This is a genomic window from Methylobacillus sp. (assembly GCF_036844465.1).
GTDB lineage: Bacteria > Pseudomonadota > Gammaproteobacteria > Burkholderiales > Methylophilaceae > Methylobacillus.
This window is the reverse complement of the sequence record NZ_DAIUFW010000003.1, coordinates 230,722-244,974: the sequence shown is the minus strand read 5'-3', so window position 1 is coordinate 244,974 and position 14,253 is coordinate 230,722. Positions and strand designations below refer to the sequence as shown.

Sequence of the window (14,253 nt, the reverse complement as noted above, 5' to 3'; positions counted from 1 at the left end):
TGAAAAAATTATCCGATACAGACTGGTGCCGCGCAATCAATTATTACCGGGATAATGGCGACGAGGGTTTTATGCGTCTATCTTCTATGATTTAATGCCAGCCATGAAAAATGTGTTTCAGACAGTTGCACTGATAGGCAAGTACATGAGCCCGGAAAACCGGGAGCACATGCTTGCCTTGGCACGGTTTCTTAACGAGCGGCAGGTCGGCGTGTTCATCGAAGAGCAAACTGCGCAGAGCGCCGAGATCAAGGGCTATACCACCCTGAAAATGAGCGCGATAGGCGCATATGCCGATCTGGCGATTGTCATTGGCGGCGATGGCACCATGTTGAGCGTGGCCCGCGCATTGGTGGATTACAAGATTCCGCTGGTGGGTGTGAATCGTGGCCGATTGGGCTTTCTGACCGATATTGATTCGGACCGCATGCTCGACAATGTCACGGGTGTTCTGGACGGCCAATATGAAACCGAGGAACGCATCCTGCTGGAGGCCAGCATTGTGCGCGCTGGCGGAATTATCGGGCAGGGGTACGCGCTGAATGATGTCGTCGTCAACAAAAGCGGCATGGCGCGCCTGATCGAGCTGGAAGTTCATATCGACGGGCATTTCGTGCAGCGCCAGCGTTCCGACGGCCTGATCGTGGCGACGCCGACCGGCACTACCGCCTATTCGCTTTCTGCAGGTGGGCCTATCCTGCATCCCACGCTGGATGCCATTGCCTTGGTGCCTATCTGTCCACATACACTGAGTAATCGTCCGATTGCAATTGATAGCGCCAGCAAGGTGGTGATCGAGGTGGTGCATGCTGAGGACGCCAGCGTGCATCTTGATGGCCAGCGGAAAATGGCGTTGCAGCCAAGGGATCAGGTGCAGGTGCAACGGGCGAAAAATACCCTCACATTGCTGCATCCCCCCGGGCATAACTATTTTGATGTGCTGCGCGAAAAGCTGCATTGGGGCTAGGGCGTAAAGGCAAACAAGCATGCTGCAAACACTTTCCATACGTGATTTTGTCATTGTCGACCGGCTGGAACTCGAATTCAGGCCCGGCTTCACCGTGCTCACTGGCGAAACCGGGGCGGGAAAATCCATCCTGATTGATGCGCTATCCCTGGTGCTGGGCGCGCGCGGCGAAGGCGGCATTACTCGCGCCGGGTGTGAAAAGGCTGAAATCAACGCGGTATTCGACATTGGCACGCTGGCAGACTTGCGCGCCTGGCTGGATGAAAGCGAAATCTGTATCGATGATGCGCAATTGCTGCTGCGTCGCGTGATTTACGCCGACGGGCGCTCGCGTGCCTTCATCAACGGTTCGCCCGCTACCATCCAGCAATTACGTGAGATAGGCGAATTTCTGGTGGATATCTATAGCCAGCATGCACATCACTCCCTGCTTAAAGCCGCAACCCAGCGGCAGGTGCTCGATGCCTATGGCGGATTGCAGTCGCTGCTGAATGAAGTGGCGGCAGCCTACCGGGATTGGCAGGTGCTGTATCGTCAGCGTATCGATGCTGAGCGTAATGCAGAAGCTTATGCCGCCGAGTTGGCCGAATTGCGCGACCAGGTGCGGGAGTTGAGCGCATTGGCGCCTGGTGAGGAAGAGTGGGAGCCATTGCAGCAGGAGCATGTGCGGCTTTCCCATGGCGCGAGCATTCTGGCGGGCGGGGAGGAATGCCGTGACCTGCTGAGCGAGGGCGAGCTGGCCGCCGTGCGCCAGTTGAGCCGCGTGCAGCATAAGCTGCAGGAGTTGACGGCTTATGATGGCGGTTTGCAGGAAGCGCTGGATACGCTGAATTCGGCGCTGATTCAATTGGATGAAGCAGACCGTTTCCTGAACCGCTACCTGCAACGTGCCGACCTTGACCCCGAGCGCTTGCAGGAGGTGGAAAGCCGTATCCAGGAGTTGCATGCAGCGGCCCGTAAATATCGTACCCGGCCGGAAGAGTTGGCTGGCCTGCTGGCATCCTGGCAATTGCGCATGGGCGAGCTGGAGCGCAGCCATGACAACCAGCAGTTGCAACAGGATGAAGCCAAGGCCAGGGCGCAATACGACGTGTTGGCCAGCAAGTTGAGCGAGAGCCGTGCGCAGGCTGCCCAGAGTCTGGGAGAAAAGATCAGCGCCGAGATGCAGCGGCTTTCATTGAGCGGCGGGCGTTTTGCCGTGGCGTTGACCGCGCAGGAGCCTGCTGCGCATGGCAATGAACAGGTGGAGTTTCTCGTCGCCGGTCATGCTGGTGTTGCACCGCGGCCTTTATCCAAGGTGGCGTCGGGAGGCGAGTTGTCCCGCATCAGCCTGGCGATTCGCGTGGTGACGGCGCAGCAGGGCGATGTGCCGACCATGATCTTCGACGAAGTGGATGTCGGCATTGGCGGCGGTGTGGCCGAGGTGGTCGGGCAGTTGCTCAAGACATTGGGCCATCAGCGGCAAGTGCTGGTGATAACCCATCTGCCGCAAGTGGCAGCGCAGGGCAGTCAGCACCTGCGCGTCAGCAAGCGCATGCAGGAAGGACAAACCTTGAGCCGGATTGAGGTGCTGGACCATGCGCAACGGGTGGATGAGGTAGCGCGCATGCTGGGCGGGGTGGAAATCACGGAAACTACATTGCAGCATGCCAGCGAGATGCTGGCTGCCGGAGCCTGAGCCGTATCAGGCTATCTCCCGGGTTTTACAAGTAAAAAATCGACAATGGCGTGAATATGCCTGAAAGCCGACTTTAATGTCGTGGTATATTACGCCATTTCCGGTCAGAGTCGTGGTAATGCGTCATATAATCCTCTTCGCTGCGTTGCTGTGCGTGGCTTGCAGCTCCGCGCTGCCTTCTTTCAAGCCTTACAAGATGGACATTCAGCAGGGTAATGTCGTGACATCCAAAATGATGTTGCAATTGCGGCCCGGCATGACCAAGTCGCAGGTGCGATTCATCATGGGCACGCCCTTGATACAGGACAGTTTCCACCGTGACCGCTGGGATTATTTCTACCAGATGCGCAAGAGTGGCAAGATCATCGAGCAACGCCGCGTCATCATGGAGTTCGAGGGCGATGCCCTGAAGCGCGTGCGCGGCGATGTCATCCCCGCCTCGCCGGAGGATACCGCTATCGTGGCAACCCCGCCTGCTGCGCCTGTCGTGATCGAACCCAAAGCCCCAGAAAAGAAGGGCGTGCTTGACCGGCTGAAGTTCTGGAAGAGCGACGACGAGCAGGCAGCGCCAGCCGGGGCTGAATATTACGATACCAAGCCAACCACCCCGATTGTGCAGGAAGATGCTGCCGCGCCAAGAAAAGTGGTTCCCGAACTGGCAGCGCCAGGCGCGGTTCCTGCTGCTGTGCCGGCACAGGCTCAGCCAGCGGTGACACCATCTGCGCCTGCTACGACACTATCCGAACCTGCTGCGCAGTCAGCGCCAGCCCAGGCTGTGGCAAAACCTGCTGCGGGGGCTGCAGCAGCCAAACCAGCGCCGGCGTCCAAATCAGCACAGGAACCAGAGGACGATGACGACGATTTGCCGCCAGAAGATGAACCTGGGTATTTTGAGCGCATGCTGGAAAAAATCGGTTTCTAGCAGGGTAATTTGATTCAATAAAAGAATGTGGTGTTGAAATGCAAAAGATAGTGATTGCCGGATGTTCAGGCCGAATGGGTCATGCCCTGCTGGATGGTGTGTTCAATGATGCCGAGTTGGTGTTGCATGGTGCGCTGGACCGCGCGGATAGCCCGCAGATCGGGCGCGATGCAGGAGAGCAGTTTGGCCGCAATACTGGCGTGAAAATCACCGCAGACCTGACGGCAGCCTTGCAGGGCGCGGATGTATTGGTGGATTTCACTCGCCCCGAGCCCAGCCTGCAATACCTCGAAGCCTGCCGCCTAGCTGGCGTCAAACTGGTGATCGGTACCACCGGGTTTACTGCTGAACAAAAACAGCAAATCGAACGCGCCGCGCAGGATGTCGCTATCGTATTCGCCCCCAACATGAGCGTGGGCGTGACTCTGCTCATCAATTTGGTGCAGGCCGCAGCCAAGGTGCTGAACCAGGGTTACGACGTGGAAATCATCGAGGCGCACCATCGCTACAAGGTGGATGCCCCCTCCGGCACCGCATTGCGTTTAGGCGAAGCTGCGGCGGAAGCCTTGGGACGCGACCTCCGCGAGTGCGCGGTCTATGGCCGCGAAGGTGTCACTGGCGAGCGTGATGCCAATACCATAGGTTTTGCTACCGTGCGCGGCGGAGACGTGGTGGGAGATCACACTGTCCTGTTTGCCGGCATTGGCGAACGCGTAGAGCTGACGCACAAGGCATCCAGCCGCGCCACATTTGCACTCGGCGCACTGCGTGCCGCCAAATTCCTGGCAATTCACAAACATGGGTTGTATGACATGCAGGATGTGCTGGGGTTGAGGAAATAAAAGATCAATGCTGGTAATTGTAATAAAGGGGTGGAAATCACCCCTTTATTATTTTGTGCTTTTGTTAAGATGAGTCAGGATATTTGCAAGGCACTGCTCTGAATTGCCGTATCTACTGAATAAAGACTTTTAAAAGGAAACTACGTGCCATTTTCTCCAGAAGAGCGTCAGGCATTGCTGAATGTAAAAGGCATCGGCCCCACTGTGGTGACGCGCCTTGAGCAACTGGGATATGAGTCGTTGTCACATCTGAGCAAGGCTAATACATTGGATATCGTTGCACAGGCAGCCGCTATGCTGGGTTCTACCTGCTGGAAAAACAGCCCGCAGGCGCGTGCTGCGATTCAGGTTGCGATTGAATTGGCACAGACGCGAATGAGTGCATAGAAGCCCTGCTCAACAAACACAGGCTGGAGAAATCAACTGATCAGGCTGTGTGTGAGTTTTGTTGAGTGGGAATAGGGCTGGCTGGCGTATTCTCAGAATGTATAAGTCAAGGCAATATTGATGGATCTTCCACGGCCTGGTACCGTCATGCCCCAAGGAATACCCCCAGTTGTCATGGCATAGCCCTGTGCAAGATATGCACCGCCAAGCGGTAAATAGTAGAAGCGATTGAACAGGTTTTCCACTTCCATATCCAGGCGGACACGTTGCCATTCCAGTTTGCTGCGCAGGTTGAATAATGTGTAAGCGGGTGTCGACACTTCATTGCGCACCTGGGAGATGTTGTCTTTTTCCGTGACGCGGTGCATTTCCAGGGTGTTGGTCCAGTTGCCTAGTTGATGTTCCAGTGCAAATTTTCCGTTCAGCGGCATCATGTGATAAAGATTATCGCCTGTGGTGCGGTTTTCGCCTCGCACATAACTGACCATGCTACTGACTGTAAAGCTGCCGATATTGGCAATATGTCCCAGCTTATAGCTTGCTGAAGCATCAATTCCATAAAGCCGCGCATCTGCATTGGTATATTGCAGCAACATATATTGGTCGTTTCGGTGATAGCCAGGCAGGCGTGCTGCATCAATATAGTTCTCAACATAGGTAAGATACCCCGTGGCTTTTACCTGCCATTTCTCCTTGGCAATATCATGCCAGTCACCGCTGGCGCTGAGCGTGTAGGCCACTTCTGGCTTGAGATCAGGATTGCCTATATAACCATTGCCATCACCGACAAAGTTGTTCATGAGCGCGGCCATTGCGTTTCGAGACCATGGATAACGCTCATATAAATTCGGGGAGCGGGTTTTCCGCGCAAACCCAAACTCATAGTGCTGAGTCTCTGCTGGTTTAAATCGGGTCAAGGCGGTCAGATCGTAGTGATAATCTTCACGGCTGTGGTCTAGCGAATTAAATGTATTTGCATCACTTCCATATGTGTTGGAATAACCTTGTGCGCGGCCTGTATTGGAAGTGACGCGATCAGTACGCAAGCCAAGCAGGGTGGTCCATTTATTATTCCACTGTGTTTCCAACTCACTGAATATACCGATACGATCACGCTTCCCATCCCGGATATTCCAAAAATCGTTGCAGCACATAGATATTCCTCCATCATTAATGGAGGGCCACCAATCATCCAGCCGGTAATATTGAAAATCTGCACCTACGCGCACAAGGTGCTGGTCACTGATCGGCACAGTCGCTTTTAACAAACCTCCATGGGTGGTTGCCTCGGAAAGCATGGGCATATACATACCCCCGGAGCGGCTTTGTAGCATATCCATGGAATGATCCAGCTTTTGCCGGAAATAACGTGCTTCCAGTTCGCCCCAATCAAATTGCCCTGTGTAGTGGAGATTGATGGTGCGATTCACATTTGCAGGTTTCTTGAGGTTGAGTATCTGCATGCCTGGGTTATCGAGATCGGGGTAGCTGGATACCATGTCCATGCGCTGGTTAGGAAAACCCTCCCAGTCGATCGATTGCTCACCAAGTTTCAATTCAAGCAGATGCTGCTCTGATAATTTCAGTGCAATACCCAGCTCCCTGTGACGTGAGCCTCGATATGCTGTCCCAGCCACGGTCTTGTCGGTGATTCTATCCGTGAGCGGGCTAATTTGCCTTGTCCATAACCCTGGTTTTTTGAAATCTCCAGCAGCTCTGTAGTTATTGGCTTGAGAGTATGAGTCCGTATATGCCAGGCTGAGATTCTGGCTTGCCACGGACAGAGCCACGTTGCCGCCTCTTGCCGCACCATTGCTTCGGTAGAATGTTCCTATGCTGCCTGTAGTGAGTAGTGCCTGATCTTCTTTTGCAAATTTGGGTTTTGCCGAATTGACCTGGATGGTGCCGCCAATACTGTCACCGCCGACACTGACCGGGGTAATACCAGCATATACTTGAATACTCTCAATGCTGGATGGATCCACAAATGAAAGAGCCGGGTTCATATGATTAGGGCATGCACTCATGAGATCCATGCCATTCACCTGGGTGCGGATGCGATCATCGGCAAAGCCGCGCATCGTGGGCAGGCTGGAAATTCCTCCAGCGCCATAGGTGTTTACTCCTGGAATATGCTCAAGTAGGCGGGCTGTGTCGTTGGTATGGCTACGCAAGCTTCGTGATGCAATATCCTCGCCGGTAAATGCGCTGTCTTCGATGCGGTCAGCACTGACCTCAATAAGGGGAAGCACCGGGTAAAGCAGCTTATCGACAGGCTCTTGAGTCGATGTCGTGTCTGCCATGCTGGTGGTAGAGATAAATGCAAGCGAGATGGCAATACTGAGCGGGCTGGGCGTTTTCATGAGAGGTTTCCAGAGTGCAAATGGCAGGTGTATTGCACACCTGCCATTGTGAGGATTGATACTTGACGTGTTTTAACCCTGACGGCGACGGCGTGCTGCCATGCCTATCAGTCCCAGGCCAATGCCCAGCATTGCATAAGCGCTGGGTTCAGGAACGGCTGCAATTGCAGAGATGGATTGGGAAACAGGGTAGCCGCTCATCGTGCCAACTGAGCCATAGGCTTGAGCGCTAGTGCCTGTCATGCACACTGCCCCCATCATGCCCCCTGCCGCGCAATCGGCATAAGCGAGATAATTGATCTGGGTCTGTGACAATGTTTGCAATGGATCATCAGGAATAAATACCAATGCATAGGCATTGCCAGGATTATTGCCCGCACGCGGGAAACCATAGTAAACACCGCCAGCATCCACGCCGGATTGCGGGCTCCAGCCATCGCCACCCATCCCGGTCCAGAAGGTGTTGGTATTGTTGTTCTTGAATGTGGCGGCAAAAGTGCCGCCAAGGGAACTGTCATACCAGGATACGAGTTGATAATCCAAAGTCAGCCAGGTCATGTTGTCATGAGGATAGGCAACTGAATTGCCTGTCATCGATTCGGACAATATCCCTTTCAGATTAGAAACAGTTTTGGTGGCGTTGTCATAGTCAAAACTGCCAAGGAAAATAGTGTCACGAGGCTGGGTATCGGGCTCGTGCCAAATGGTTTCAATAGTGTAGGAATCAATAGCAGCCATGGCTTGGCTCGCACCAGTTGCCATCAATACTGCGGATATTGCAGAGATAATATATTGCTTGTTGCAATTCATTTCGTTCTCCTTGTTGAGAAGCAGAAAGCCGTATGGACTTTCCATTTTCAGGGGTTGGTGATGAGGTTAGCGTGTTATATGACTGCGCACTGCGATACCCATGATGCCCAGCCCTAGCACCATTAAGGCATAAGTGCTTGGCTCGGGAACAGCTGCCACGCTGACGGTGGCTGACAGGCCATAGTTGTAAGCCAGCGATAGCGGGTCGTTCTGAGAAGCGTAGTCAGCGCCTCCTATGATGAGGGTGTAGGTGCCTGCGTTCAGCAGGAAGCTGCTGCTGACAAAACCATCAGCAGTACCATCCCCAATAACAGCGGGCAAATTGCCCAAATTATTGGAAGTTCCATCGGCTGCATAACCAACAAAACTCAGTTTGCTGATGACGCCAGCATCATTACCAATCTCAAAGTTGCCCAATGCATTCAATGCGCCTTCGGTATCAAAACCCAATGTGTTGCGATATGCGGATGTGACTGCGGATGAGTCATAAGCTGCTCCGGGTGCTTTGCCTTCATAGAGGCTAAAACCTGGTAAGAGGCCATCAAGAGAAGTGGCTGTTGCATTAGCGAGTGCAGATGCGGAAATAGTGACCAGTGCCTGGTTTGTGATGCTGAAAGTAAACCACTTGACTTGGTGAGTATCTCCCCAATCTGCATCGGCTGCGTCAGCCCAGCCATGGCTGCGGGTAGTTTGGTTGCTGATGGTGACCGATTGGTCAGTTAGGCCATCAAAAACGCCAAAATCACGCCCTGTGTAACTGACATGGGCAAAGGCGGTTTGGCTGGCAAGAATGCCCGCCAGCAAAAGAATCTTTTTCATTAATTTTTCCCTTTCAATATTTAAGAGCAATTGGCTATGAGCGCCGTGCTGTAATATAGGGAAAGGGGTTGAAAATGAAAATGTGACACATTGCCGCGCGACAATTTGTCGCATTGATCTCAAGCTAAAAAAAAGCTGATTTCCAGCAAGAAATCAGCTTCAAAACCACAGTCCATATTGCATGGACTATGATGAGGGTCAAATGAATATGATCTATTGATATTAGTTACAACGAAAGTATCCACTCTACTATCGTTTTAATATCCTCATCTTTGACGTGCGCGTTAGGTGGCATTGGCATGGGGCCCCATGTGCCACTTCCACCAGTTTTAATCTTTGACATCATTTTTGCCTCCGCTGTTTTGTCATTTTTATATTTTGCAGCTACTTCTTTATATCCTGGACCGACAATCTTATTTTCAATGCCATGACATGCTAGGCAGCCGCTTTTTTGAGCCAATGCCTGTGCTGTTTTGGCATCTGCTGCATATGCATTCGCAGTCAACATTCCCTGTGCTGTTAACAGGATGACAAGTAATTTTTTCATATCTTTCTCCAGGTTATTTTTTATGTATTAGGGATACTGTCCAAGTGTGGTTGGTCAGTGTGTTGCCCAGAAATATATGAGCAGAGCCTGAAAATAGAAATGTGGCATATTGCCGCGTGACAAATTGTCACAACAATATTTTGGTATCGGTATTAAGGAATATCGCTCATAGCATGATTGATGGACATAGCGATATGAGCGCTTTTATCTCTGTCGTATGGGAAAGTGGTCTAGGCTCTACTGGTAACTGAGAGAAGTGACGGAGATTGCAAGAGGGGATGCGCAGATGCACCTGCTTGAGCCTGAAAAATTCTTCAGGCTCGCGTTGAAGGCAAAAGCGCTTTGAGCTATAATTCTAAAAATTTTCAAGCGGGGTGGGCGATGGCCCGTCCCGCTTTGCATATCTGCATTCCATGCTTATATTTTCATGGAATATCAAATAGTTACAAGGAGTTAGAATTGCCGCAAACCCCAGCCGTACTTGTGCTCGCAGACGGGACAGTGTTCAGGGGCATTTCAATCGGTGCCTTGGGCCAAACAGTGGGCGAGGTGGTGTTCAATACCTCGATCACCGGTTATCAAGAGATTCTTACCGATCCTTCCTATACCAAGCAAATCGTAACCTTGACATACCCGCACATCGGGAATGTCGGGGTGAATGTGGAAGATGTCGAATCCGGGCATGTGTTTGCCAGCGGTCTCGTCATCCGTGATTTGCCGTTGCTGAGCAGCAGTTGGCGTAGTGAAAAATCCCTTTCCGAATATCTGGTTGAAAACAATGTCGTGGCGATTGCCGAGGTCGATACCCGCAAGCTGACCCGCATCCTGCGCGAAAAAGGCGCGCAAGCTGGTTGCATCATCGCTGGCGAGGTGGATGAAGCGAAAGCGCTGGAATTGGCACGCAGCTTCCCTGGTTTGGCCGGCATGGATCTGGCCAAGGTGGTGAGCCGCAAGGATAAGGGTGCGTTCACGCTGGGCGAATGGAAGCTGGGTGAAGGCTATATCACGTCTGAGAATTCCAAATTCAACGTGGTGGCTTTCGATTACGGCGTCAAGCAGAACATCCTGCGCATGCTGGTCGAGCGTGGTTGCAAGGTAACAGTGTTGCCTGCGGAAGCAACTGCGGAAGAGGCATTGGCGCTAAAGCCGGATGGTATTTTCCTTTCCAACGGCCCTGGCGACCCGGAGCCTTGCGATTACGCCATCAATGCGATCGGCACATTGGTAGATAGCGGCATTCCTGTGTTCGGCATCTGTCTGGGCCATCAATTGCTGGCGCTGGCGAGCGGTGCTAAGACCATGAAGATGAAGTTTGGTCACCATGGCGCCAACCACCCGGTGCAGGATCTGGAGGATAAGCGTGTGCTCATCACCAGTCAGAACCATGGTTTCGCGGTTGATGCGAACACGCTGCCAGCCAACGTGAAGGCAACGCATGTTTCTCTGTTTGATGGCAGCCTGCAGGGCATCGCGCGCACCGATAAACCTGCGTTCAGCTTCCAGGGGCATCCGGAAGCGAGCCCTGGCCCGAACGAGATGAGCTATCTGTTCGACCGCTTCATCAACCTGATGGAACAGCAAAAGCAATAAATACCATGGCAAAACGTACTGATATTAAATCCATTCTTATCATAGGCGCTGGCCCGATCGTGATCGGGCAGGCCTGTGAGTTCGACTACTCCGGTGCGCAGGCATGCAAGGCGCTGCGTGAAGAGGGGTATCGTGTCATTCTGGTGAATTCCAATCCTGCCACCATCATGACTGACCCGGAAATGGCGGATGCAACCTATATCGAGCCGGTGACCTGGCAGGTGGTGGAAAAGATCATCGAGATCGAGCGCCCCGACGCATTGCTGCCAACCATGGGCGGCCAAACGGCGCTGAACTGCGCGCTGGACCTGGACAAGCATGGCGTGCTGGAAAAATACAATGTCGAGTTGATCGGCGCTTCCAAGGAAGCCATCGACAAGGCGGAAGACCGTGAGAAATTCAAGGTCGCCATGACCAAGATCGGCTTGGGTTCTGCGCGTTCCGCCGTGGCGCACAGCATGGAAGAGGCTCTGCAGGTGCAGGCTTCCATCGGTTATCCCGCGATTATCCGCCCGTCCTTCACCATGGGCGGCAGCGGCGGCGGCATCGCCTATAACCGCGAGGAATTCATCGCCATCTGCGAGCGCGGGCTGGAAGCTTCCCCTACCAGCGAATTGCTGATCGAAGAATCCCTACTGGGCTGGAAAGAATACGAGATGGAAGTGGTCCGCGATAGCAAGGACAACTGCATCATCATCTGCTCCATTGAGAATCTTGACCCGATGGGCGTGCATACCGGCGATTCCATTACCGTAGCCCCTGCGCAGACCTTGACCGACAAGGAATACCAGATCATGCGCAACGCCTCTTTGGCAGTGCTGCGCGAGATCGGCGTGGACACCGGCGGCTCCAACGTGCAGTTCGCAATCAATCCTGATGACGGCCGCATGATCGTCATCGAGATGAACCCGCGCGTGTCGCGTTCCTCCGCATTGGCGTCCAAGGCGACTGGCTTCCCGATTGCCAAGGTGGCGGCCAAACTCGCAGTCGGCTTCACGCTGGACGAGTTGCGCAACGAAATCACCGGTGGCGCGACTCCAGCTTCCTTCGAGCCTACCATTGATTACGTCGTTACCAAGGTGCCGCGTTTCGCGTTCGAGAAATTCCCGCAGGCCGACTCCCGCCTGACTACCCAGATGAAGTCCGTTGGGGAGGTGATGGCGATTGGCCGCACTTTCCAGGAGTCTTTCCAGAAAGCCTTGCGCGGTCTGGAAGTGGGCGTGGACGGTCTGGATGAAATGACAACTGATCTGGATAAAATCCAGCAGGAGCTGGGTGAGCCCGGTCCTGAGCGTATCTGGTATGTCGGTGATGCATTTCGCGCGGGTCTGACTATAGACCAGGTGTTCGATCTTTCCAAGATCGACCGCTGGTTCCTGGTGCAGATCGAAGACATCATCAAGCGCGAGCAGGCATTGAAAGGCCGCCAGTTGGCCGACCTTGACCGTGATGCCCTGTTCCAGCTCAAGCGCCGCGGTTTCTCCGACAAGCGTCTTGCCAAACTGCTGGGTACCGACCAACACGCTGTTCGCGCCTATCGTCAGGCATTGAACGTGCGTCCGGTTTATAAGCGCGTGGATACCTGCGCTGCCGAATTCGCGACCGATACTGCCTATATGTACTCCACATATGAGGAAGAGTGCGAGGCTAATCCCACGAACAAGAAAAAGATCATGGTATTGGGCGGCGGACCTAACCGTATCGGTCAGGGGATTGAATTTGACTATTGCTGCGTGCATGCTGCATTCGCCATGCGTGAAGATGGCTATGAAACCATCATGGTCAATTGCAACCCGGAAACTGTTTCCACGGATTACGACACTTCCGACCGCCTCTACTTCGAGCCGCTGACATTGGAAGATGTGCTGGAAATCGTGGCACTGGAAAAACCGGAAGGCGTGATCGTGCAATATGGCGGTCAGACGCCACTCAAGCTGGCGCGTGATCTGGAAAAGGCTGGCGTGCCCATCATTGGCACCAGCCCGGATGCGATCGACCGTGCTGAGGACCGCGAACGCTTCCAGCAAATGCTGCAGGAATTGAACCTCAAGCAACCGCCGAACCGCACCGCGCGCACGCCGGAAGAAGCATTGCGCCTCGCCCAGGAAATCGGCTATCCACTGGTAGTGCGCCCTTCTTATGTTTTGGGTGGCCGCGCGATGGAAATCGTGCACGAACAGGCTCAATTGGAGCGCTACATGCGCGAGGCCGTGAAGGTCTCCAACGAATCCCCCGTGCTGCTGGATCGTTTCCTTAATGATGCGTTGGAAGTGGACGTGGATGCCTTGTCCGACGGTGAGAACGTCATCATTGGCGGCATCATGGAACACGTGGAACAGGCTGGTGTGCACTCAGGCGATTCCGCCTGTTCATTGCCGCCTTATAGCCTGACCGCCGCGATGCAGGACGAACTGCGCGACCAGACTGTGAAGATGGCGAAGGCGCTGGGCGTGGTTGGCCTCATGAACGTGCAGTTTGCGATTCAAGGTGAAACCGTCTATGTGCTGGAAGTGAATCCCCGTGCTTCGCGTACCGTGCCGTTTGTTTCCAAGGCCTGCGGTCTGCAGCTTGCCAAGATTGCCGCACGTTGCATGACTGGACGCAGTCTGCCGGAGCAGGGTGTGACCCGGGAAGTGGTGCCACCGTATTACTCTGTCAAGGAAGCCGTATTCCCGTTCATCAAATTCCCGGGCGTGGATACCATTCTTGGTCCGGAAATGAAGTCCACGGGCGAAGTGATGGGTGTGGGGAAAACGTTTGCCGAAGCCTTTGTCAAATCCCAGCTCGGTTCAGGCACCAAGCTGCCCAAGGGCGGCAAGGCCTTCATTAGCGTGCGCCGCGAAGATCGTGAGCGCGTGGTGGAAATCGCCCAGGCATTGGCCGATCTCGGTTTTCAGTTGGTCGCCACGCGCGGTACCGCTGGCGCATTGACCGAAGCTGGCTTGAACGTAACACCTGTGAACAAGGTAGCGGAAGGCCGTCCGCACATCGTGGACATGATCAAGAACGGCGAGATCAGCTTTATCGTCAATGTGACCGAAGACAAGCGTGCGGTTGCGGATTCCTATGAAATCCGCCGCAGCGCCTTGCAACAGAAGGTGACTTATTACACCACGCTGGCGGGCGCCAAGGCTGCCTGCATCGGCATGGGTCACATGCAAGAGCTGGAAGTTGAATCCCTGCAGAACTTGCATAAACAACTCGCTAAGTAATAAGATAACCCCAGAATCAAACCACGCCTGTATCGCACAGGTGTGGTTTTTATTTTTGTTCATGGCATGCATGAGTCGTCCGGTTTTTCGGATAGTGCATGCCTTTTGTATCAATT

General features: G+C 53.7%; 11 protein-coding genes. 7 read left to right on the top strand and 4 right to left on the bottom strand.

Features of this window, described 5'->3' with window-relative positions:
- Positions 1 to 103 precede the first annotated feature (103 nt).
- The 5 genes from V7Z75_RS05565 to V7Z75_RS05545 all read left to right on the top strand — a co-directional run bounded on the left by V7Z75_RS05565 (position 104) and on the right by V7Z75_RS05545 (position 4,796).
- Positions 104 to 967 carry an NAD kinase gene (locus V7Z75_RS05565; protein WP_334107629.1) on the top strand — a complete coding sequence of 288 codons (864 nt, stop codon included), beginning with the start codon at positions 104 to 106 and terminating at the stop codon, positions 965 to 967.
- A 19-nt stretch (positions 968 to 986) separates the two neighbouring features.
- Positions 987 to 2,645, top strand: coding sequence for a DNA repair protein RecN (gene recN / locus V7Z75_RS05560; protein ID WP_334107628.1), 1,659 nt, complete (start codon positions 987 to 989; stop codon positions 2,643 to 2,645).
- 118 nt (positions 2,646 to 2,763) lie between these two features.
- Complete coding sequence (locus V7Z75_RS05555) at positions 2,764 to 3,567, top strand: outer membrane protein assembly factor BamE (protein ID WP_334107627.1); 804 nt, start codon at positions 2,764 to 2,766, stop codon at positions 3,565 to 3,567.
- A 38-nt stretch (positions 3,568 to 3,605) separates the two neighbouring features.
- Positions 3,606 to 4,409 (top strand): 4-hydroxy-tetrahydrodipicolinate reductase, encoded by an 804-nt coding sequence (dapB, locus tag V7Z75_RS05550; protein WP_334107626.1) that lies wholly within the window; start codon positions 3,606 to 3,608, stop codon positions 4,407 to 4,409.
- Positions 4,410 to 4,553: 144 nt separating this feature from the next.
- On the top strand, positions 4,554 to 4,796 hold the full coding sequence (locus V7Z75_RS05545) for a hypothetical protein (protein ID WP_334107625.1): 243 nt from the start codon (positions 4,554 to 4,556) through the stop codon (positions 4,794 to 4,796).
- Positions 4,797 to 4,888: 92 nt separating this feature from the next.
- Here V7Z75_RS05545 and V7Z75_RS05540 read toward each other — a convergent pair whose 3' ends face one another.
- The 4 genes from V7Z75_RS05540 to V7Z75_RS05525 form a co-directional block, all read right to left on the bottom strand.
- Positions 4,889 to 7,099: a TonB-dependent receptor gene (locus V7Z75_RS05540; protein WP_442919887.1), complete on the bottom strand. Its 2,211-nt coding sequence runs from the start codon at positions 7,097 to 7,099 to the stop codon at positions 4,889 to 4,891.
- Between the two features lie 132 nt (positions 7,100 to 7,231).
- Positions 7,232 to 7,969 carry a PEP-CTERM sorting domain-containing protein gene (locus V7Z75_RS05535; RefSeq protein WP_334107623.1) on the bottom strand — a complete coding sequence of 246 codons (738 nt, stop codon included), beginning with the start codon at positions 7,967 to 7,969 and terminating at the stop codon, positions 7,232 to 7,234.
- 66 nt (positions 7,970 to 8,035) lie between these two features.
- Entirely contained in the window at positions 8,036 to 8,902 is an 867-nt protein-coding gene (locus tag V7Z75_RS05530) for a PEP-CTERM sorting domain-containing protein (RefSeq protein ID WP_334107622.1), read from the bottom strand.
- Positions 8,903 to 9,014: 112 nt separating this feature from the next.
- The gene (locus tag V7Z75_RS05525; protein ID WP_334107621.1) at positions 9,015 to 9,335 is read right to left on the bottom strand and encodes a c-type cytochrome; all 321 of its coding nucleotides are present in this window, start codon (positions 9,333 to 9,335) and stop codon (positions 9,015 to 9,017) included.
- 459 nt (positions 9,336 to 9,794) lie between these two features.
- On the opposite strand from V7Z75_RS05525, the gene carA reads away from it, so the two are divergent.
- On the top strand, positions 9,795 to 10,925 hold the full coding sequence (gene carA / locus V7Z75_RS05520) for a glutamine-hydrolyzing carbamoyl-phosphate synthase small subunit (protein ID WP_334107620.1): 1,131 nt from the start codon (positions 9,795 to 9,797) through the stop codon (positions 10,923 to 10,925).
- Positions 10,926 to 10,930: 5 nt separating this feature from the next.
- Complete coding sequence (gene carB, locus V7Z75_RS05515; RefSeq protein WP_334107619.1) at positions 10,931 to 14,137, top strand: carbamoyl-phosphate synthase large subunit; 3,207 nt, start codon at positions 10,931 to 10,933, stop codon at positions 14,135 to 14,137.
- The last annotated feature ends 116 nt before the right edge of the window (positions 14,138 to 14,253 follow it).

Excerpts from the sequence above, each read along its gene's own strand:
- V7Z75_RS05565 (WP_334107629.1), top strand. The coding sequence starts at position 104 with ATGAAAAATGTGTTTCAGACAGTTGCACTGATAGGCAAGTACATGAGC.
- recN (WP_334107628.1), top strand. The coding sequence starts at position 987 with ATGCTGCAAACACTTTCCATACGTGATTTTGTCATTGTCGACCGGCTG.
- V7Z75_RS05555 (WP_334107627.1), top strand. The coding sequence starts at position 2,764 with ATGCGTCATATAATCCTCTTCGCTGCGTTGCTGTGCGTGGCTTGCAGC.
- dapB (WP_334107626.1), top strand. The coding sequence starts at position 3,606 with ATGCAAAAGATAGTGATTGCCGGATGTTCAGGCCGAATGGGTCATGCC.
- V7Z75_RS05540 (WP_442919887.1), bottom strand. The coding sequence starts at position 7,099 with ATGGCAGACACGACATCGACTCAAGAGCCTGTCGATAAGCTGCTTTAC.
- V7Z75_RS05535 (WP_334107623.1), bottom strand. The coding sequence starts at position 7,969 with ATGAATTGCAACAAGCAATATATTATCTCTGCAATATCCGCAGTATTG.
- V7Z75_RS05530 (WP_334107622.1), bottom strand. The coding sequence starts at position 8,902 with ATGCGACAAATTGTCGCGCGGCAATGTGTCACATTTTCATTTTCAACC.
- V7Z75_RS05525 (WP_334107621.1), bottom strand. The coding sequence starts at position 9,335 with ATGAAAAAATTACTTGTCATCCTGTTAACAGCACAGGGAATGTTGACT.
- carB (WP_334107619.1), top strand. The coding sequence starts at position 10,931 with ATGGCAAAACGTACTGATATTAAATCCATTCTTATCATAGGCGCTGGC.